This is a genomic window from Sphingomonas sp., from assembly GCF_019746015.1.
Lineage (GTDB): Bacteria > Pseudomonadota > Alphaproteobacteria > Sphingomonadales > Sphingomonadaceae > Sphingomonas.
The window spans coordinates 13,091-31,048 of record NZ_JAIESM010000063.1 but is presented as its reverse complement, the minus strand read 5'-3'; the positions used below and the strand labels follow the sequence as shown (position 1 = coordinate 31,048).

The window sequence follows — 17,958 nt, the reverse complement described above, 5'->3', positions numbered from 1 at the left end:
CTACCCTCTTGTTGTGCTCCCGCGCAGGCGGGAGCCCAGTCCGGGTCCCCGCCTTCGCGGGGACACATGGTTGGAAATGGTGCTTACAGCCGCTCGATGATCGTCACATTGGCGACGCCGCCGCCCTCGCACATCGTCTGCAGGCCATAGCGGCCGCCGCGCGCCTTCAGCGCATGGACGAGCGTCGCCATCAGCTTGGTGCCCGACGCGCCGAGCGGATGGCCGAGCGCGATCGCGCCGCCATTCACGTTCAGCCGCGCATGGTCGGCACCGTGATGCTTCATCCATGCCAGCGGCACCGGCGCGAATGCCTCGTTCACTTCGTACAGGTCGATATCGTCGATCTTCAGGCCCGAGCGCGACAGCGCCTTGTCGGTCGCGAACAGCGGCTCTTCGAGCATGATGACGGGGTCGCCGGCGGTCACCGTCAGGTTGACGATGCGGGCAAGCGGGGTCAGGCCATGGCGCTTCAGCGCGTCTTCGCTGACGATCAGCACCGCGCTGGCGCCGTCGCAGATCTGGCTGGCGCTCGCCGCGCTGATCGTGCCGCCTTCCTGCAGCAGCTTGACCGAGCCGATCCCGTCCAGCGTCGCGTCGAAGCGAATGCCTTCGTCGACATGGTGCTGCTCCGGCCCCTCGGGCGTTTCGATCTCCAGCCGCACGATTTCGTCGTTGAAGGCGCCGGCCTGGGTCGCGGCGGCCGCCCGGCGGTGGCTTTCCAGCGCAAAGGCGTCCAGATCGCCGCGGGTGAAGCCGTGCTTCTTCGCCATCATCTCTGCGCCCATGAACTGGCTGAACATGATGCCGGGATATTTCTCCTCCAGCCGCGGCGATTTATAGTGGCCAAGCCCTTCCTTCATGAACAGCGTCGCGGTGGTGCCCATCGGCACGCGCGTCATGCTTTCCACGCCGGCGGCGATCACCATGTCCTGCGTGCCGGACATCACCGCCTGCGCGGCGAACTGCATCGATTGCTGCGACGAGCCGCACTGGCGGTCGATCGACACGGCGGGCACGCTGTCCGGCAGGTTTTTCGCCGCCAGCACGGCATTGCGGCCAACCTGGCCCGCCTGCTGCCCGCCCTGCATCACGCAGCCCATGATGACGTCGTCCACCGCGCCGCCATCGATGCCGGTGCGCGCGACGATTGCATCGAGCACCGAGGCCGCCATGTCGACCGGGTGCCACCCGGCCAGCTTGCCGCCGCGCTTGCCGCCCGCAGTGCGCACGGCATCGACGATATAGGCTTCAGGCATTCACTCTCTCCCAAGGCTGAATTTGGCGCGCACCATTGCGTAAATGGTCCGGCTGGGCAAGGCTTGCGGCATACCCTGCACTCGAAAAATTGAGGCACTGATGACCGTTACCGAAGCCATTGCCGCGCGGCGCAGCGTGCGCGGATTTCTGAGCACCCCGGTCGATATGGCGGTGCTGCGCGCGATTGCCGAGAGGGCCGCGCGCGCGCCGACCGGCGGCAATCTGCAGCCCTGGCATATCGACCTGCTGACCGGCGCGGCGCTGGACGCGCTCAAAGCTGCGATCGCGGCCAAGCTGTGGCGGGGCGAAACCGAGACGCCCGCCTATGACATTTATCCGCCGGAACTGCCCGCCCCCTATCGCGACCGGCGCTTTGCCGTCGGCGAGGCGCTTTATGCGACGCTCGGCATTCCGCGCGAGGACAAGTCCGCACGGCGGTTGTGGTTTGCGCGCAACTTCGCCTTTTTCGGCGCGCCCGCCGCGCTGTTCTGCACGGTCGACCGGCATATGGGGCCGCCGCAATGGGGGGACCTGGGCATGTATCTGCAGAACGTCATGCTGCTCGCGGTGGAAGCCGGGCTTGCCACCTGCCCGCAGGAATGCTGGGCGATGTTCCCGCAGACCGTGACAGCGGCGCTCGGCACGCCGGCCGAGCGGATGCTGTTCTGCGGCATGGCAATCGGCCATGAGGACCCGGCCGAACCGGCCAATGCGCTGCGCACCACCCGCGCCGACAGCGGCGAGTGGCTGACCCTCCATCACTGATTTAGTCGGGCTGGATTGGTGGCAAGGCCCGGCCCCTCCCCCGAAAGGGAGGGGCTTTGGTCAGCCGTCAGCCATTGGCCATGCGCGGGCCGCCGCCGGGGCGACCGCCGCGACCGCGCCCACCACGACCGCGCGCGGAATGGCCACGCTCACCCGCCGGGCGCTGCGCTGCCTGCCCCTCGCGCTGGGGGCGCCCGTCGGCCGGACGTGCCGGCCGACCATGGGTGGGGCGGGCCGAGTGCGTCGCACGCGGCGCGCGCGGGCCCGGATCGCGCGGACGATCCTCGCGGATCGGGTCCTTGCCGATCACCTTGGCGCGCTCGGCCTTCAGCTTTTCAGACTGGGCGATGAAATTGTCGGGCAGCGGCCGCACGGTGATCTTCTGGCGCGTCAGCTTCTCGATGTCGCGCAGGTAGCTGCGTTCATCCTCTGCGCAAAAGCCGATCGCGACCCCGCTGGCACCGGCACGTGCGGTGCGGCCGATACGGTGGACATATTGTTCCGGTACATTGGGCAGCTCGAAATTGATGACATGGCTGACGCCCGACACGTCGATGCCGCGCGCGGCGATGTCGGTTGCGACCAGGATCTTGGCCTTGCCCGTCTTGAACTCGCCCAGCGCCCGCTCGCGCTGTGCCTGGCTCTTGTTGCCATGGATGGCGTTGGCGGCGATGCCGTTGCCAGCAAGCAGCTTCACCACCCGGTCGGCGCCGTGCTTGGTGCGGGTGAAAACGATCACCCGCTCGATCGCCGGGTCGCGCAGCGTGATCGTCAGCAGCGCCTGCTTTTCGGCCTGCTGAACGAAGGTGACATATTGGTCCACGCGTTCGGCCGTGGTCGCCACCGGGGTGACCGAGACGGTGACCGGCTTGGTCAGGAACTGGTCGGCCAGCTCGCGGATCGACTTGGGCATGGTGGCGGAAAAGAACAGGCTCTGCCGCTGCGCCGGTACCAGCCGCACAATGCGCTTCAGCGCATGGATGAAGCCCAGGTCGAGCATCTGGTCGGCCTCGTCCAGCACCAGAATCTCGATCTGGCCGAGCGACAGCGCCTGCTGATCGACCAGATCGAGCAGGCGGCCCGGCGTTGCCACCAGAATGTCGACGCCCGGGCTGAGCGTGGCGCGGTCCTTGTTGACCGAGGTGCCGCCGAACACGACCGCGATGCTGAGCTTGGTGAAGCGGGCATAGTCGCGCGCGCTCTGGGCGATCTGGCCGGCCAGTTCGCGGGTCGGCGCGAGCACCAGCATGCGGCAGCTCCGGGGGCGGCGGACGCCCTGTGCCGCCACCAGCCGCTGGATCGAAGGCAGCATGAACGCTGCCGTCTTGCCAGTGCCGGTCTGGGCGATGCCGAGCAGGTCGCGCCCGTCGAGCAGCGGCGGGATCGCCTGTTCCTGAATGGGGGTGGCCTGTGCATAATTTTTGGCCGCCAGCGCGCGGCGCAGCGGCTCGGCAAGGCCAAGCGTTTCGAAAGGCATGAAATAAACTCTCAATATGAGCCAGCGGGCTCCCACAATGGAAGCGCGGCGGCGGGGTTTAACCCCCCGCGTGATTTGGGAAGCTGGGAAATCAACCGAGGCCGAGCCGGGGCAATCCCCGATCACGCTGCATGAGGCCTCGCTGGCGGTGCAGTTAGGGAGTGCCCCGGGTTAAGTCAAGCAAGGGCTTGCCTAACCCGCCCCGCAGCGCATCATGCGCGACGCTAAAAACAAGGGAGGCTGGGGATGACCGATCGCAGGGACGTGCTGAAACTCGCCGCACTGGGGGCGGGGCTGGCCATGCCCGGAATGGCGCTTGCCGCGCGCGAGCAGGAGGCGCTCGCCGCCGCCATCACCGCCGGGCACGACGCCGCGATCAAGCGGCTGCGCGACTGGATTGCGCTGCCCACCATCGCCGCCGAGGGACGCAACGTGACCGAGGGCGCGGCCTATATGGCCGAACTGGCCCGCGACGCCGGTTTCCAGAAGGTGGAGATCGTGCCGACCAGCGGCCTGCCCGGCGTCTATGCCACCATGGACAATGGCGCGAAGAAAACGCTCGGCCTCTATTTCATGTACGACGTCAAACAGTTCGACCCCGCCGAATGGTCATCGCCCCCACTTGAAGGGCGGATCGTCGACCGGCCGGGGCTGGGCAAGGTGCTGATCGGGCGCGGCGCGGTGAACCAGAAGGGGCCGGAATCGGTGGTGCTCGCCGCGCTTCACGCGCTGAAGGCCGCCGGGCGCAAGCCGCCGGTCAATCTGGTGCTGGTGTGCGAGGGCGAGGAGGAGATCGGCTCGCCCCATTTCGCGCAGGTGGTGCGCCGGCCGGACATTACCGCGGCGCTGCGCAAGACCGTGGGTGTGGTCATCCCCAGCGCCTGGCAATCGCCGGTCGATGGCAGCGCCAGCATCAATCTGGGCGCCAAGGGCATCATCGAATGCGAACTGATTGCCAGCGGCGAGAAATGGGGGCGCGGGCCGGCGCGCGACCTGCATTCGTCGATGAAGGCGGTGGTCGACAGCCCCGCCTGGCACCTGGTCGAGGCATTGCAGACGCTGGTCACCGCCGATGGCAACAAGCCCGCGATCGATGGCTGGTATGACAATGTCCGCGCGCTGACCGCGCGGGAAAAGGCGCTGATCGCCGATGCCGCGGTGAAGGAGAAGGAAGACGTCGCCAAGCGGCAGATGGGCGTGCGCCACTTTATCGACGACCAGCCCTGGCCGCAGGTGCTCGAACGGCTGGCATCGCAGCCGACCGTCAATATCGAGGGGCTGGTCGCGGGCTATACCGGGCCGGGGGGCAAGACCATTTTGCCGTCGCGGGCGGTGGCGAAGCTCGACTTCCGCCTGGTGCCCAACCAGACGCATGACGAATGCGTCGCCAAGCTGAAGGCACATCTGGCCAAGCGCGGCTTTGGCGATATCGAGGTGAAGGTGACGGGCGGTTATGACCCGACCGAAACCGACGAGAATTCGCCGCTGATCAAGGCGGAGCTCGCAACCTATGCCCGCGCCGGCGTCACCACGTCGGTCTCGCCCCGGCTGGCGGGGTCGTGGCCGGGCTATGTCTTCACTTCGGCGCCGGTGTCGATGGCGGCGGGCCAGTTCGGCTTCGGCCATGGCAATGGCGCCCACGCGCCGGACGAGTATCTGCTGATCGAAAGCACCAATCCCAAGGTGCTGGGCTATGACGCATCGGTGATGGGGTTCATCGATTTCTTCCACCAGGTCGCGGCCACGGCCTGACCCCCGGTGGGGGCCGGGCGGCGCGGGGGCGGCCGCCCGGCTCAGCCGATGATGACGGGAACGCCGTCGATCCGCTGCACGCGGGTGCGCCAGATCGCCGGCACCCGATGCCCCAGCAGCACGACCAGGTGCCCGGGTGCCACCTGCCCCTGCGCAAAGGCCCGTGCCTCGCGCGCGAGCCGCGCCGCGCTCGGCCCCGGCAGCCGGGCGGTATAGGTGAAGCCCACCGGCTTGCCGGCCAGCACCGCGCGCCAGCTGACCTCGTGCATCAGCTGAAGATCGGCGGTCACGCTTGCCGGCATGAAATCGACCGCGCGCGCGCCGGCGATAAGCTGCGCCCAGCGCGGATCGCGCGTACGCTGATAAAGCGTGGCATCGGCCGCGCGCGCGCTGGTCGGGCGGATCGCGGCGAGCATTGCGCTGAGGTCGAGCATCTGCACCGCCAGCGCCGCCGCCAGCAACAGCCGCGCGGCCTTCATCCGCAGCACCAGCGCCAGCACCATAAACACGAAGCAATAGGTGATCGGCCAGAACAGCCGGCCGCTCGCCCGCACCGGATCAAGCGCATCGACGATCGCCGGCGGCAGCGGCCACTTCACCACCGTCTGCCCCCAGATCACCCAGTGATGGCCAAAGGCGAGCAGCGCCAGCACCGCAAATCCCGGCACCAGCCAGCCCAGCCGCCTAAGGCCGGTGTCGCCCTTCGTCGGCGCGGTGGCGGTGCCCGCGATCAACGCCACCACCGCCAGCCCGATCAGCCCCGCGCCCAGATACTGAAACCCCTCATAGCCGCGGCCGCGATCCTCGGGGCTGGAGGGCAGGAATACCGAATAGCTGGGATTGGCCGGGTTCACCCAGCCGTCGAGCGCCATCGGAAACGCGCCATAGGTGCCGGTCGGCGGATAGCGCAGCCCGGCCACCCCCAGCCAAACGATGATCGCCGCGACCAGCGCCAGCCCCAGTGCGCCCTCCACCAGCACGCGCCGCCAACCGCCCGCCGCCAGCCGCTCAAGCAGGTGTCCCGCCCAGATCGCGGCGACCATCAGCAGCAGGTAATTATGGACGAGCGCCGTCACCCCCAGCACCGCCAGCCACCAGCCGATCCGCCCGGCGCGCGCGGGCTCGACATAGATCCACAGCGCCCAGAGCAGCAGCCAATGGGCGCACAGGCTGGGGTGGATATAGCGGTTGAGCAGCACGGGTGCTGCCGCCAGCAACAGGCTGGCGGCCCAGGCCGAAAGTCCGTCCGGCGCGCGCGGGCGGATGAGCGCCCAGGCGAAACCGAACTGCAGCAGCACGCACGCCAGATACCACAGCCCGACCAGCTGCACTCCCGGCGGCAGCCAGCGCGCGAACGGCCCGACCAGCACGCCGAGCAGCGGGATCGAATCGGTCAGCAGCAGGCTGGTCCCCTCCGGCGCCATCAGCAGCTGCTGGCTGAGCCCCGGCCAGCCGCCGCCGCGCAGATAGGCCGCCAGCCCCAGCGCCGTCTGCCCCCGGTCACTGCCCGTCAGCAGCCAGCCGGCGTTCAGCGGATCGAGCACCGCCGGGTGCATCCACAGTGCGAACAGCAGCAGCGCGCTTGCCAGCGTTCCGATCCGGGGCAGCCACCATGCCATCCGCGCGGCATGGCGCATGCGATGCGCGCGCGCAACCACGGCGCCGCTATCATCCATGCCGCGCACCGCCTAGAGTGACGGCGGGGCATGGAGGAGCAGATGATGCGCGTGATGATTCTTGCCCTGGTCGCGCTGCCCGCGATTGCCGCGGCACAAGTGCGCAATGACGACAGCGTCGGCCGCGCGGCGACCGAGCCGCTGCGCGATACCAGGATCGAGAAGGACAAGATTCCGCCAGTGCTGCTGATGGCGCAGTCGGCACCCTATAGCATGACGAACACGCGCAGTTGCGCGCAGATTACCGACCAAGTTGCCCAGCTGACCAAAGCGCTGGGTGACGATGTCGATATCCCCGGCAAGCCCAAGGGCGAAGGGGCTGCGGTGGCGGCCGCCGCGACCCGGGCGGCGGTGGGCGCGCTGATCCCCGGGCTGGGCGTCGTCCGCGTCATCACCGGGGCCGACAAGGCGCAGCGGCGGGCGGAGGCGGCGGTGCATGCGGGCACGGTGCGGCGGTCGTTCCTGAAGGGGCTGGGCGCCGCGCGCGGGTGTCGCGCGCCCGCTGCACCCACGCCCGCCGCGCTCGCCGAACAGCCCGAACTGCCACCGGCCGACCCCAAGCAATAAGCTCAGTCGCCCCGCATCCGGCGGGCGAGCGCATCATTGCCGCTGGCCGCCACTGCCCCGGCCAGCCGCTCGATGGTGGCGGCGTCCTTGTTCTGGCTCAGCTTGTGGGTGGCGCGGGTGGCGGTCACGCGCAGCTCGAACGCCGTGATCGCGCCCAGCATCGCCTCGAATCGGGCGGGCTCCATCTTGGCGCGGGTCCAGTCCTCCCCCACGCGCGGCTCGAAGGTGGCGGCCAGCGTGTCGAGCAGCGCGATCAGCGCGTCGCGGTCAAGCGCCTGCACGGTCCCTTCGGCTTCCGCCGCGCAATAATTCCAGGTCGGCACCGCACCGCGCTGGTCGGCATACCAGTTGGCGCTGATATAGCCATTGGGCCCTTCCGCCAGCACCAGCGCGCTTGCCCCGGCCAGATGTGGCGAGAGCGCATTCGCCTTGGCCAGGTGGAAGCGCAGCCGGTCGACACCGGCGCGCACCACCGGCGCATGGGCGACGCGGACGCCTGCGGGCGTTGCCGCGATCACCCGGGCAAAGCCGATCGCTGCAATCTCTGCCAGCACGTCATGCTCGGGGCCGGGGTGGAAGGCGCGGTTGGGGTGCACGGCCCGCTATCGCCTGCGGTTGCGGCGCTCGCCCTTGCGTGCCTGGCGCCGGTCCTTAGCCTGGGCAGCGGCCCGGCGGCGGCGCGCCTCCCCTTCCGGCAGGCGCGGCGTGTCGAGCGGCAGCGCATCGCCCAGCGCCGGGTCGAAGCCCAGCAGCGCCATGCTCTCGGCAAAATGCGCCGGCAGCTCGGCCGCCACGTCGACCACTCCGCCATCGGGATGGTCGATGCGGATGCGGCGCGCGTGCAGGTGCATCTTGCGGCTGACGCCCCCGGTCAGGAACGCGGCCTGCCCGCCATATTTGCCGTCGCCCACAATCGGGTGACCGATCGCGGCCATGTGCACGCGCAGCTGATGGGTGCGCCCGGTAAAGGGCTGCAGCTCGACCCAGGCGGCGCGGTTGCCGGCGCGCTCGATCACCCGGTAGCGGCTGCGCGCCGGCTGGCCTTCGGCTTCGTCGACATGCATCTTTTCGCCGCCGGTGCCGGGCTGCTTGGCGATGGGCAGCTCGACCATCCCGTCGTCGATCGAGGGCACCCCGACCACCAGCGCCCAATAGACCTTGCGCGCGGTGCGTCCGGAAAAGCTCTTGGCGAAAAAGCCGGCAGCGCGGGCGTTGCGCGCCACCAGCAGCGCGCCCGACGTATCCTTGTCGAGCCGGTGGACCAGCTTGGGCCGCCCTTCCGCCTCGAACCGCAACCCGTCGAGCAGCGCATCGACATGCTCGCTGGTCTTGGTGCCGCCCTGGGTGGCCAGGCCCGGCGGCTTGTTGATGACGATGGCCGAGGCGTCCTGGTGGATCACCAGCTCGCGGATGAAGGTGGTCTGGTCGTCGCTCAGCGGCGGGCGCACGCGCTGCGGCCGGGGCGCGGCCTTGGGCTCGGGCGGGGGCACGCGGATCACCTGCCCCGCGCTCAGCCGGTCGCCCGGGGTCGCGCGGGCGCCATCGACGCGCAGCTGGCCGGTGCGCGCCCATTTGGCGATGGTGGTGAAGCTGGTCCCCTCCAGATGCCGCTTGAACCAGCGGTCGAGCCGGATGCCCTCGTCATCGGCGGCGACGGTGAACTGGCGGACCTCGCTCATGCCAGGGCCCGTCCGGCATAGACGCCCGCCACCGCCCCCAAAACAGACAGTGTCGTGTACACGATGGCAAGCGGTGCGGCGCCCCGGTCGATCAGCGCCACGGTTTCCAGCGCGAAGCTGGAGAAGGTGGTAAATCCGCCCAGAAATCCGATAGATAGCAGCAGGCGCGCCGCCTCAGCCCCCGTCCAGCGCGGGAGCAGACCGGCCAGGACACCCATGGCGAGGCCGCCAATAAGGTTCACCGCCAGCGTTCCCCAGGGAAAGCCGGTGCCGGCCCAGGCGGCAATCACCCGCCCCAGCCCATAGCGCGCCGCCGAACCGGCAGCACCGCCCAGCATCACCAGAAGAAAGCCGTTCATCATCCAGCGGCGTAGCGCGCCGCGCCCGGCTTGGAAACCCGGCGTGTTGACCGGCGGGTGTTGAGGGTTTTTGTCGCGGTGCCGGCCCGCTCCCCCCAAAAACCCTACCGCCCGTTATTCACCACCATGTCGACATCGGCGCCGCCATCCTCGCGCTTGGCAACGAAAATCGCATAGGCGCCCTCGCCCTTGGTGCCGGCCAGCACATGCTGGCTGCCATCGGCCTGATGCTCGGCCGAATAGCCGGCGTTCGAGACGCGGGTGTAATACCAGTCGAGCACGGTCTGCACCGATGCCGAGGTGGCAAAGCTCACCACGCGCAGCTGGCAACCGTCCCGCGAATTGCCGGCTGCCTCGGTGACGCGGGCATCGGGATAGAGCGGCACGTCCGCCGGCAGCAGCGTCGCCCAGCGGGTGGAATAGCCGATATTCGCCGCGCACGCGCTGGTCCTGCCGCGTTGGCGGGCGGCCAGCCCCCCCAGCGTCATCGCGTCGCGCCGCGCGGCGCACTGGCTGCACCCTTGGGCCGCAGGCGGCGCGGTTTTCAGCTTTTCGCTGGTGCGCGCTTCGGCGGCGGCAGCGCGGTTGGGCTGATCGGCGGGCATCGGCGCCGAATAGGGGCGGCTGGGCGGGCGCACCGCATCGGGGTTGCTCTGCGCGGCCAGTTGCGGATCGACCATGATCTGGTCGCGCAGCGCGCTGGTCAGGGCGGGGTCGCGCTGATTGCCGGTGGAATTGCCGTCGGCGAGTTCGGCATCGAGCGAGTCGAGATTGCGGTTGGGGTCTTCACCGCCACATGCCGCCAGCGCCAGGGCCACGCCCAACGCCCGCCATGGCCCGATCCCTGCCCGCTTCATCGCCGCATACTCCTGCCCAATTTGGCGAAAGCTATGCGATTGAGCGGGTTAAGGAAGCGTTAGGATTGCCGTGGCGCCGGGCCGATCTGCGCCGCAATGAAACAGCCGGGGCAGTTTTGCCGCCCGCCGGGAGCGCCCCGGGTGCGCAAAGGTCTTTTTGCGCTCTGCCGAAAAACGACTCAGAAAACACCGCCCGGCGCAGGTCATCGCCCGGTCGGCTCAACTCGTCCCGGAAGCGGTCCCTTACGGGTTTTCACGCAAGTCCCGATCTGCTTTGACAGGATCAACGGCAGTTCCAGCGACCTTTGGGGGGTCCATGCAACGCAAGGGCTTTGCAGCGCGTTTCGCGCTGATGGTGATGATTTTGTTCGGCGCGGCGATGCCTGCCTCGGCCAAGATCCTCCAGTGCGTTCCCTTCGCGCGGCAGGTTTCCGGCATCGAAATTCGCGGCAATGCGTACACCTGGTGGGCACAGGCCGAGGGGCGCTATGCGCGTGGTCAGGTGCCGCAGGTGGGCGCAGTGCTGGCCTTTGCCGCGCATGGCAAGATGCGCCTGGGCCATGTCGCCATGGTCAGCGCGATCCTCAGCGACCGCGAAGTGTTGCTCACTCATGCCAACTGGTCGCGGCGCGGCGGCATTGAGCGCGATGTCCGCGCTATCGACGTGTCACCGGCGGGGGACTGGAGCCAGGTGCGCGTGTGGTACGGCCCGATGCGCGATCTGGGGCTGACGGTCTATCCCGCGCACGGCTTCATCTATGCCGGCACCGCGCCGCTGCTCCAGCCCATTCAGCCCGCGCCGATGGTGCCGGTGCAGATCGCCACCGGCACCGCGCGCGGCATCCTGACCTTCGCGACCGTCGACTGAACGCCCGCTCAGGCGGCGCCGGGGCGGAACTTCATCGCCACGCCGTTCATGCAGTAACGCTTGCCGGTCGGCTGCGGCCCATCGTCGAACACATGGCCCAGATGGCCGCCGCAGCGGCGGCAATGCACTTCAACCCGCTCAAAGCCCAGCAGCCGGTCGCTCTTGGTGCGCACAGCATTGGCAAGGGGCTGCCAGAAGCTGGGCCAGCCGGTGCCGCTGTCATATTTGGTGCGCGATGAATAGAGCGGCAGATCGCACCCGGCACACAGGAAGGTGCCGGCGCGATGTTCCTTCACCAGCGGGCTGGTGAAGGGGGTTTCGGTCGCCTCGTGCCGCAGCGTCTGATAGGCGGCCGGCGACAGCTTCTTGCGCCACTGCGCATCGCTGAGCGTGACTTCGAACTTTTCCGCAGCGCCGGCGCGGCTGCTCCACGGCCAGCCACCCAGAATGGCGAGGCCGCTCCCCAAGGCGGCAAGCGACAGAAACTGGCGACGGTCGTTCATGGCAATGCTCCTTCTTGCCCTGCTACGTGCAGCAGACGGCCGAAGTTACGTCGCCCGGGCGCCGGCGGATGCGTCAATAACGGCTGAGTTCGACCGGCAGCTTGCGATAGCCATGGACGAAGCAGGCCGCGACCCGCTCCGGCGCGCCGACCACATTCACGCGCATCCGCCGCTTGGCCATTTCGTCCAGCAGCACGCCGATCTGCAGTTCGGCCAGCCGCGCGCCGACGCAGCGGTGGATGCCATGGCCGAACGCCAGGTGGCGCCGGGCATTGGGCCGGTCGACCACGATCTGGTCGGCGTCCGCGCCGAACACGCTCTCGTCGCGGTTGGCGGAGATGTACCACATCACCAGCTTGTCGCCGGCCTTGATCTGGTGCCCCTCCAGCACCGTGTCCTGCGTCGCGGTGCGGCGCATATGGGCCAGCGGCGTCTGCCAGCGGATGATTTCCTGCACCGCGTTCGGAATGAGGCCAGGGTCGGCCTCCAGCTTGGCGCGCTGGTCGGGCCACAGGTCGAGGCCATAGGCCGCCGCCGTCATCGAATTGCGCGTGGTGTCGTTGCCGCCCACGATCAGCAGGATGAGATTGCCCAGAAATTCCATGTCGTCCATGTGCGCCATGGCCTCGGAATGGATCATCATCGAGATCAGGTCGGGCGTCGGCTCCTTGCCGATCTTCGAGTCCCACAAGGTTTTGAAATAGGCCGCGCATTCGAACATGATCGTCTGGCGCTGCTGGCGCAGTTCGTCGCTCTTCGACAGTTCGATATCGCCCGCCCAGTCCGACCAATAGGTCAGCTTGCGGCGCTCTTCCCACGGAAAGTCGAACAGGATGGCGAGCATCTGCGTGGTCAGTTCGATCGAGACGCGATCGACCCAGTCGAACGTCTCGCCATAGGGCAGGCTGTCGAGCACCTCGATCGTGCGGCGCCGCACATCGACCGCCATGCGCTCGATCTCGCTGGGGGTGAAGGCGGGGGCGACGGTGCGGCGCTGGCCGGTATGCTTGGGCCGGTCCATCGAAATGAACATCGGCGCCTTGATGTCGCCGCGCTCGGGATTGAGGTCGGCGACGACGATGCCGCCCATCTCGCTCGAATAGAGATCGGGCAGCGATTCAACCTCGACAATCGGCTTGTAGGTGGAGAGCGACCAATAGGCGCCGAAATCGCTGTTCTCGCAGCGATAGACGGGGGCCTTGGCGCGCAGTTCGCGGAACGGCGCCTGCCACACATCGTCGCGGTAAAGCTCGGGCCGGGTCACGTCGAGCGGGTCGATCGGAAGGCTTTGCGTCGCGTCAGTCGCCAGAGTCGCCATGGTCACTCTCTCCTTTGCCGAGCAGGACAGCGTTAATTGACATTATTGTCAATAGGGGTCGTTGCCATTCGCCGCGCGAACAATCCGCCCGGCCCGCCACCCGATTTCAGCACCCCGCGCCGGAACGCGCCGGCACCCACCCAGATGGTGACCGCCACCCACAAAGCCTGCCAGGCGAGCGCGAGCGCATGCGGCCAGAGCGGCGCGCTGTTTGCCGCCCGCGCCACCATCGCAAAGGGCGAGGACAGCGGGAAGATTTCGGCGATATGCGCAATCGTCGAGCCGGGGTCGCCGGCTGCGGCCGAGGCAAGCCCGAACATCGCCATCTGCAAAATGGTGATGGGCAGCGACAGCAGCTGCACCTCGCGCATCGTCTGCGCCTGCGCGCCGATGCTGAGGAACACCGCGCCGAGCAGCATATAGGCCATGGTGAAATAGCTGAAGAACAGCACGACAAACATGGGCAGCCCAACGGCCGGGCCAATCTCCGCCAGCACCCGCGCGCCGCCGCCGGGAATGAAATGGCCGATCTGGCTGACCAGTGTTCCCCAGAACAGCACGAACAGCACCGCCACCCCGAACATGCCGATCAGCTTGCCCAGAAACACCGCCTCCAGCGGCACGGCGGCGGCCAGAATCTCGATCACCTTGTTGCTGCGTTCCTCGGTCATCACGCTGACCGACTGGCCCGAGAGGAACAGGGTGAGGAAGAAGATGCCGCCCACCGCCAGAAACGCGGTCTGGTTCTGTCCGCTGCGGGTGATGGTGGTGCGGGTGAAGGGCTGTTTGCGGGCCTGGCTGAGCGTGGTGCCGCGCCGCGCCCGGCTGTCCAGCGTCGCTTCCGCCAGCGCCGCCAGATAATCCGCCGCGCGCGTGCCGGTGCTGCTGTAGAGAATGTCGGGATGGTCGAGGGCCCCGTGCAGCACGGCGGTCGCGTCATAATCCTTGCGGTCGAACGCGGCGCGCGCCTGGGCGGCGGGGTCGGCCCCGGGCGCCTCGATGATCAGCGGCGGCGGCGCGTCGCCCCGGCGGAAGATGCGGCGCATCCGTTCATCGGCGGCGCGCAGCCCGGCCTGGTCGGCAGGTGCGGCAATCGCGATCAGCCGGGCCTTGCCCTCGGCGCCGGCGGCAAAGGTCGCGCCGCCCAGCGCGCCCAGCGACCCGAACGCCACCATGATCAGCGGCGACAGCAGGAACAGCAGGAACAGCGGCGTGAACACGGTGGCGGTAAAGTCGCGCCGGGCGATGGTAAGCGTCTGGCGGATCAACCGCTGGCGGTTGCTGGTCATTGCGCGGTCTCCACCCCTTCGCTGCCCACGATGCGCACGAACGCGTCGTGCAGGCGCGGCCGCTCGACCGACAGCGCGGCAATGCCGTGCCCGGCCGAAATCAGCGGCATCAGCAGCGCTTCCATCCCGGTTTCAGGGAGGGTGAACACCCATTCGCCCTCCTGATGCCGGGCATCGGCGGGCAGCAGCCGGTCGATCCCGTCGAGCGCGACGCGCGGCGTGTAATGCACCTGCGCGGGCAGCGTGCCGCGCGCCTGTGCCACGGTCCCCTCGAACCGGCGCTTGCCGCCGGCGATGATCGCTAGCCGGTCGCACAGCCGCTCGGCATGGCCCATGATGTGGGTGGAGAACAGCACGGTCGCCCCCCGGTCGCGCTCGGCCAGGATCAGCGCCTCCAGCCGTTCCTGATTGACCGGGTCGAGCCCCGAAAACGGCTCGTCCAGCACCAGCAGCTCGGGCTGGTGCACCACCGAGCCGAGCAGCTGCACCAGCTGTGCCATGCCCTTGGAGAGTTTGCGGATCTTCTGGTCGGCGGCATGGGCAAGGCCCGCGCTTTCCAGCAGCGTGTCGGCGCGGCGGCGCCCCTCGCGCCAGTCCAGCCCGCGCAGCGCGCCCATGAAGGCAATCGCCTCGCGCGCCTTCATCGCGGGATAGAGGCCGCGCTCCTCGGGCAGATAGCCGACGAAATCGCTTGCCTCGCGCGGGATCGCCCGGCCCAGCAGCGTGCGGCTGCCCGCGTCGGGCTCGATGATGCCCAGCAGCATGCGAAGCGTCGTCGTCTTGCCCGCACCATTGGGGCCGAGCACGCCATAGATCATGCCCCGGGGCACGGCGATGTCGACCCCGTCCACCACCCGCCGCGCGCCGAACCGTTTCACCAGCCCCGCAGCACTGATCGCCAAGTCTTGGTTCAAGCCCGCTTCCCCGATATCTGCCGTTGGCGCATGTGGTAACGGGCAAGGATGAACAAAGACAAGCCATTCGCAGACGCGCTGAAGGCAAAAGCTGCCGAAATCGGCTTTGCCGCCTGTGGCATTGCCCCGGCCGATGCCGCGCCACAGGCGGCCGCGCGACTGCGCGCCTGGCTGGACGAGGGCGCGCATGGCGAGATGCTGTGGATGGAGGCGCGCGCGGGCGAGCGGGCCAGCCCGCGCGGGCTGTGGCCGGCGGTGGAGAGCGTGATCGCGCTTGGCATGAGCTATGCGCCCGGGCGCGACCCGCTGGCGCTCGCCGCGCATCCGGAGCGCGGCCGTGTGTCGGTCTATGCGCAAGGGGGCGATTATCACGATGTGGTGAAGCGCGCGCTGAAGACACTGGCGCGCTGGCTGGTCGAACAGGCGGGCGGCGAGGTGAAGGTGTTCGTCGATACCGCGCCGGTGATGGAAAAGCCGCTGGCGGAAGCCGCCGGGCTCGGCTGGCAGGGCAAGCACACCAATCTGGTCAGCCGCGCGCAGGGCAGCTGGCTGTTTCTGGGGGCGATCTACACCACGCTGGCGCTGCCGGCGGACACCCCGGCGCGCGACCGGTGCGGCAGCTGCGACGCCTGCCAGCGCGCCTGCCCGACCGATGCCTTCCCCGCACCCTATCGCCTCGATGCGCGGCGCTGCATCTCCTACCTCACCATCGAGCATAAGGGCGCGATCCCGCTCGCACTGCGCGCCGGGATCGGCAACCGCGTCTATGGCTGCGACGATTGCCTGGCGGTGTGCCCGTGGAACAAGTTCGCCAGCCAGGCCGCCGCGCACCGCGCCTTTCTGCCGCGCGCAGAGCTGGCCGCACCCGCGCTGGCCGATCTGCTCGCGCTGGACGATGCGGGTTTTCGCCAGGTGTTTGCCGGATCGCCGATCAAGCGCATCGGCCGCGACCGGATGGTGCGCAACGCCTGCATCGCCGCCGGCAACAGCGGCGATGTGGCGCTCGCCGCCCCGCTTACCGCGCTGCTGGACGATGCGTCCGACGTGGTGCGCGAGGCGGCGGGCTGGGCGCTCGCGCAGCTGCTCCCCGCTACCGCCCCCGCCGGCTGAGCGCGGCGGCGCAGGCGGCGCGGTCGATCGGGCTGCCGTCGCGCTGGCGGGTGTCGACATGGGTGACGACCGGCGCGCCCGACCCCTTGGGATAGAGATAGGCGTCGAGCACACAGGCGGTGCCGACGAACTGCAGCTTGCGCGCGCGCCCCTCGCTCATATCGGCGGCGGGCTGGCCGAACTGGGCGATCAGCGCGCGCGCGTCGCGCCCGATCAGCCCGGCGGCGGTGGCCGCGCCGCGCGGCGTGGTGGGGATGGGAACGGGCGCGGCGCGCTGCACCGGCGGCGGCGCCCCGCCTGCACTTGCACAGCCGGCGAGCAGCCCGGTCAGGATCAGTGCGCGCATGGCATGTGCCCCATGGTGTTCCCCGTTGCCAGAAGCGATGCGCCTCTCTAGGCGAGCACAAAGCTTTTCGGGAGACTGTAATTGACGCAAGCCAATCTTGACGTGGTGGCGATCGGCAACGCGATCGTCGACGTGCTCGCCCATGCCGACGACGCCTTCATCGCGGCCGAAGGCATGGCCAAGGGATCGATGCAGCTGGTGTTCTCGCCGGCTGAGGCCGATGCGCTCTATGCCAAGATGGGGCCGGGGATCGAGGCGAGCGGCGGTTCGGCCGCCAACACCGTGGCCGGCATCGCGGCGCTGGGCGGCCAGTGCGGCTTTATCGGCCAGGTCGCGGATGACCAGCTGGGCCAGGTGTTCGCGCACGATATCCGCTCGGTGGGCGTTGCCTTTGCCACGCCCGCGCGCGCCGGTGAGCCGTCGACCGCGCGCTGCCTGATCTTCGTGACGCCCGACGGGCAGCGCACGATGAACACCTTTCTGGGCGCGTCGCAGTTCCTGCCCGCGCATGCGCTCGACGCCGACCTGATCGCCTCGGCCGCGATCCTCTATCTCGAAGGCTATCTGTGGGACCCCGAGGAGCCGCGCGCCGCGATGCGCGCCGCGATCGACATTGCCCGCAGCGCCGGGCGCAAGGTGGCGTTCACCCTGTCCGACGTGTTCTGCATCGGCCGGCATGGCGGCGATTTCCGCCAGCTGCTGAAGGACGGGCTGATCGACATCCTGTTCGCCAATGAAAACGAGCTGCTGGCGCTGGCCGAGCAGGAAGATTTCGAAGCGGCGATTGCCACCATCGCGCCGCAGGTGCCGCTGCTCGTCTGCACCCGCAGCGAAAAGGGCGCGCTGGCGATTGCCGGCGGCGTGCGCGCCGAGGTGCCGGCCGAGCCGATCGACAAGGTGGTGGACACCACCGGGGCGGGCGACCTGTTCGCCGCCGGCTTCCTGCACGGCCAGGCGCGCGGGCTGGGGCTGGAGCCGTCGCTGCGCCTGGGCGCGATCTGCGCGGCCGAAATCATCAGCCATGTCGGCGCGCGGCCGATGGTCGACCTGAAGGCGCTGGCGGCCGAAAAGCTGGGCGTCGCCGCCTGACCGGGCGGCCTTTTTGGCAGAGGCCCCACCCCAACCCCTCCCCTGAAGGGGAGGGGCTTTGGCAAGAGGGCGACCGGGGCGGTTTGCGATCAAACCTATCCGTCGCCCCGGCCTTGAGCCGGGGCCAGGCTG

Annotated in this window: 18 protein-coding genes; 6 read left to right on the top strand and 12 right to left on the bottom strand. The window is 68.9% G+C overall.

All coding sequences use genetic code 11. The features are described 5' to 3' along the window. Positions 1-83: 83 nt before the first annotated feature. Positions 84-1,256 carry an acetyl-CoA C-acetyltransferase gene (locus tag K2Y03_RS09110; protein ID WP_294090204.1) on the bottom strand — a complete coding sequence of 391 codons (1,173 nt, stop codon included), beginning with the start codon at positions 1,254-1,256 and terminating at the stop codon, positions 84-86. A gap of 100 nt (positions 1,257-1,356) precedes the next feature. Here K2Y03_RS09110 and K2Y03_RS09105 point away from each other — a divergent pair, with 100 nt between their 5' ends. After that, positions 1,357-2,022 (top strand): nitroreductase, encoded by a 666-nt coding sequence (locus tag K2Y03_RS09105; protein WP_294090202.1) that lies wholly within the window; start codon positions 1,357-1,359, stop codon positions 2,020-2,022. A 67-nt stretch (positions 2,023-2,089) separates the two neighbouring features. On the opposite strand, the gene K2Y03_RS09100 is transcribed toward K2Y03_RS09105, so the two are convergent. Continuing rightward, positions 2,090-3,499, bottom strand: coding sequence for a DEAD/DEAH box helicase (locus tag K2Y03_RS09100; protein WP_294090200.1), 1,410 nt, complete (start codon positions 3,497-3,499; stop codon positions 2,090-2,092). Between the two features lie 246 nt (positions 3,500-3,745). On the opposite strand from K2Y03_RS09100, the gene K2Y03_RS09095 reads away from it, so the two are divergent. Next, positions 3,746-5,251, top strand: coding sequence for a M20/M25/M40 family metallo-hydrolase (locus tag K2Y03_RS09095; RefSeq protein WP_294090198.1), 1,506 nt, complete (start codon positions 3,746-3,748; stop codon positions 5,249-5,251). A gap of 41 nt (positions 5,252-5,292) precedes the next feature. On the opposite strand, the gene K2Y03_RS09090 is transcribed toward K2Y03_RS09095, so the two are convergent. Continuing rightward, the gene (locus K2Y03_RS09090; RefSeq protein WP_294090196.1) at positions 5,293-6,927 is read right to left on the bottom strand and encodes a DUF6311 domain-containing protein; all 1,635 of its coding nucleotides are present in this window, start codon (positions 6,925-6,927) and stop codon (positions 5,293-5,295) included. Positions 6,928-6,972: 45 nt separating this feature from the next. On the opposite strand from K2Y03_RS09090, the gene K2Y03_RS09085 reads away from it, so the two are divergent. Further along, positions 6,973-7,494 (top strand): hypothetical protein, encoded by a 522-nt coding sequence (locus K2Y03_RS09085; protein ID WP_294090194.1) that lies wholly within the window; start codon positions 6,973-6,975, stop codon positions 7,492-7,494. Positions 7,495-7,496: 2 nt separating this feature from the next. On the opposite strand, the gene K2Y03_RS09080 is transcribed toward K2Y03_RS09085, so the two are convergent. The 4 genes from K2Y03_RS09080 to K2Y03_RS09065 all read right to left on the bottom strand — a co-directional run bounded on the left by K2Y03_RS09080 (position 7,497) and on the right by K2Y03_RS09065 (position 10,389). Then, positions 7,497-8,090: an FMN-binding negative transcriptional regulator gene (locus K2Y03_RS09080; protein ID WP_294090192.1), complete on the bottom strand. Its 594-nt coding sequence runs from the start codon at positions 8,088-8,090 to the stop codon at positions 7,497-7,499. A gap of 6 nt (positions 8,091-8,096) precedes the next feature. Continuing rightward, positions 8,097-9,173 carry an RluA family pseudouridine synthase gene (locus K2Y03_RS09075; protein WP_294090190.1) on the bottom strand — a complete coding sequence of 359 codons (1,077 nt, stop codon included), beginning with the start codon at positions 9,171-9,173 and terminating at the stop codon, positions 8,097-8,099. Continuing rightward, positions 9,170-9,532: a fluoride efflux transporter CrcB gene (crcB, locus tag K2Y03_RS09070; RefSeq protein WP_294090188.1), complete on the bottom strand. Its 363-nt coding sequence runs from the start codon at positions 9,530-9,532 to the stop codon at positions 9,170-9,172. The genes K2Y03_RS09075 and crcB overlap by 4 nt, the downstream gene beginning before the upstream one ends. A 104-nt stretch (positions 9,533-9,636) precedes the next feature. Next, positions 9,637-10,389, bottom strand: a complete 753-nt coding sequence (locus K2Y03_RS09065) for a hypothetical protein (protein ID WP_294090185.1) — start codon at positions 10,387-10,389, stop codon at positions 9,637-9,639. Between the two features lie 316 nt (positions 10,390-10,705). On the opposite strand from K2Y03_RS09065, the gene K2Y03_RS09060 reads away from it, so the two are divergent. After that, positions 10,706-11,257 carry a CHAP domain-containing protein gene (locus K2Y03_RS09060; protein WP_294090184.1) on the top strand — a complete coding sequence of 184 codons (552 nt, stop codon included), beginning with the start codon at positions 10,706-10,708 and terminating at the stop codon, positions 11,255-11,257. A gap of 8 nt (positions 11,258-11,265) precedes the next feature. On the opposite strand, the gene msrB is transcribed toward K2Y03_RS09060, so the two are convergent. The 4 genes from msrB to K2Y03_RS09040 form a co-directional block, all read right to left on the bottom strand. Beyond that, on the bottom strand, positions 11,266-11,760 hold the full coding sequence (gene msrB, locus K2Y03_RS09055) for a peptide-methionine (R)-S-oxide reductase MsrB (RefSeq protein ID WP_294090183.1): 495 nt from the start codon (positions 11,758-11,760) through the stop codon (positions 11,266-11,268). Positions 11,761-11,833: 73 nt separating this feature from the next. Next, the gene (locus K2Y03_RS09050; protein ID WP_294090182.1) at positions 11,834-13,078 is read right to left on the bottom strand and encodes a cytochrome P450; all 1,245 of its coding nucleotides are present in this window, start codon (positions 13,076-13,078) and stop codon (positions 11,834-11,836) included. Between the two features lie 32 nt (positions 13,079-13,110). Continuing rightward, a complete protein-coding gene (locus K2Y03_RS09045; protein ID WP_294090181.1) occupies positions 13,111-14,367 on the bottom strand; it encodes an ABC transporter permease in 1,257 nt (418 codons plus the stop codon). Next, positions 14,364-15,281 carry an ABC transporter ATP-binding protein gene (locus tag K2Y03_RS09040; protein WP_294090180.1) on the bottom strand — a complete coding sequence of 306 codons (918 nt, stop codon included), beginning with the start codon at positions 15,279-15,281 and terminating at the stop codon, positions 14,364-14,366. Before K2Y03_RS09040 ends, K2Y03_RS09045 begins: the two co-directional genes overlap by 4 nt. Before the next feature lie 48 nt (positions 15,282-15,329). Here K2Y03_RS09040 and queG point away from each other — a divergent pair, with 48 nt between their 5' ends. Next, entirely contained in the window at positions 15,330-16,391 is a 1,062-nt protein-coding gene (gene queG / locus K2Y03_RS09035; RefSeq protein ID WP_294090179.1) for a tRNA epoxyqueuosine(34) reductase QueG, read from the top strand. On the opposite strand, the gene K2Y03_RS09030 is transcribed toward queG, so the two are convergent. Continuing rightward, positions 16,372-16,737: a hypothetical protein gene (locus tag K2Y03_RS09030; protein ID WP_294090178.1), complete on the bottom strand. Its 366-nt coding sequence runs from the start codon at positions 16,735-16,737 to the stop codon at positions 16,372-16,374. The genes queG and K2Y03_RS09030 overlap by 20 nt on opposite strands. Before the next feature lie 81 nt (positions 16,738-16,818). Here K2Y03_RS09030 and K2Y03_RS09025 point away from each other — a divergent pair, with 81 nt between their 5' ends. Beyond that, positions 16,819-17,826: an adenosine kinase gene (locus K2Y03_RS09025; RefSeq protein WP_294090177.1), complete on the top strand. Its 1,008-nt coding sequence runs from the start codon at positions 16,819-16,821 to the stop codon at positions 17,824-17,826. The last annotated feature ends 132 nt before the right edge of the window (positions 17,827-17,958 follow it).

What these genes read in the sequence shown, in the direction of transcription:
- K2Y03_RS09110 (WP_294090204.1), bottom strand. Translation starts at nt 1,256, where the DNA reads ATGCCTGAAGCCTATATCGTCGATGCCGTGCGCACTGCGGGCGGCAAG.
- K2Y03_RS09105 (WP_294090202.1), top strand. Translation starts at nt 1,357, where the DNA reads ATGACCGTTACCGAAGCCATTGCCGCGCGGCGCAGCGTGCGCGGATTT.
- K2Y03_RS09100 (WP_294090200.1), bottom strand. Translation starts at nt 3,499, where the DNA reads ATGCCTTTCGAAACGCTTGGCCTTGCCGAGCCGCTGCGCCGCGCGCTG.
- K2Y03_RS09095 (WP_294090198.1), top strand. Translation starts at nt 3,746, where the DNA reads ATGACCGATCGCAGGGACGTGCTGAAACTCGCCGCACTGGGGGCGGGG.
- K2Y03_RS09090 (WP_294090196.1), bottom strand. Translation starts at nt 6,927, where the DNA reads ATGGATGATAGCGGCGCCGTGGTTGCGCGCGCGCATCGCATGCGCCAT.
- K2Y03_RS09085 (WP_294090194.1), top strand. Translation starts at nt 6,973, where the DNA reads ATGCGCGTGATGATTCTTGCCCTGGTCGCGCTGCCCGCGATTGCCGCG.
- K2Y03_RS09075 (WP_294090190.1), bottom strand. Translation starts at nt 9,173, where the DNA reads ATGAGCGAGGTCCGCCAGTTCACCGTCGCCGCCGATGACGAGGGCATC.
- crcB (WP_294090188.1), bottom strand. Translation starts at nt 9,532, where the DNA reads ATGAACGGCTTTCTTCTGGTGATGCTGGGCGGTGCTGCCGGTTCGGCG.
- K2Y03_RS09065 (WP_294090185.1), bottom strand. Translation starts at nt 10,389, where the DNA reads ATGAAGCGGGCAGGGATCGGGCCATGGCGGGCGTTGGGCGTGGCCCTG.
- K2Y03_RS09060 (WP_294090184.1), top strand. Translation starts at nt 10,706, where the DNA reads ATGCAACGCAAGGGCTTTGCAGCGCGTTTCGCGCTGATGGTGATGATT.
- msrB (WP_294090183.1), bottom strand. Translation starts at nt 11,760, where the DNA reads ATGAACGACCGTCGCCAGTTTCTGTCGCTTGCCGCCTTGGGGAGCGGC.
- K2Y03_RS09050 (WP_294090182.1), bottom strand. Translation starts at nt 13,078, where the DNA reads ATGGCGACTCTGGCGACTGACGCGACGCAAAGCCTTCCGATCGACCCG.
- K2Y03_RS09045 (WP_294090181.1), bottom strand. Translation starts at nt 14,367, where the DNA reads ATGACCAGCAACCGCCAGCGGTTGATCCGCCAGACGCTTACCATCGCC.
- queG (WP_294090179.1), top strand. Translation starts at nt 15,330, where the DNA reads ATGAACAAAGACAAGCCATTCGCAGACGCGCTGAAGGCAAAAGCTGCC.
- K2Y03_RS09030 (WP_294090178.1), bottom strand. Translation starts at nt 16,737, where the DNA reads ATGCGCGCACTGATCCTGACCGGGCTGCTCGCCGGCTGTGCAAGTGCA.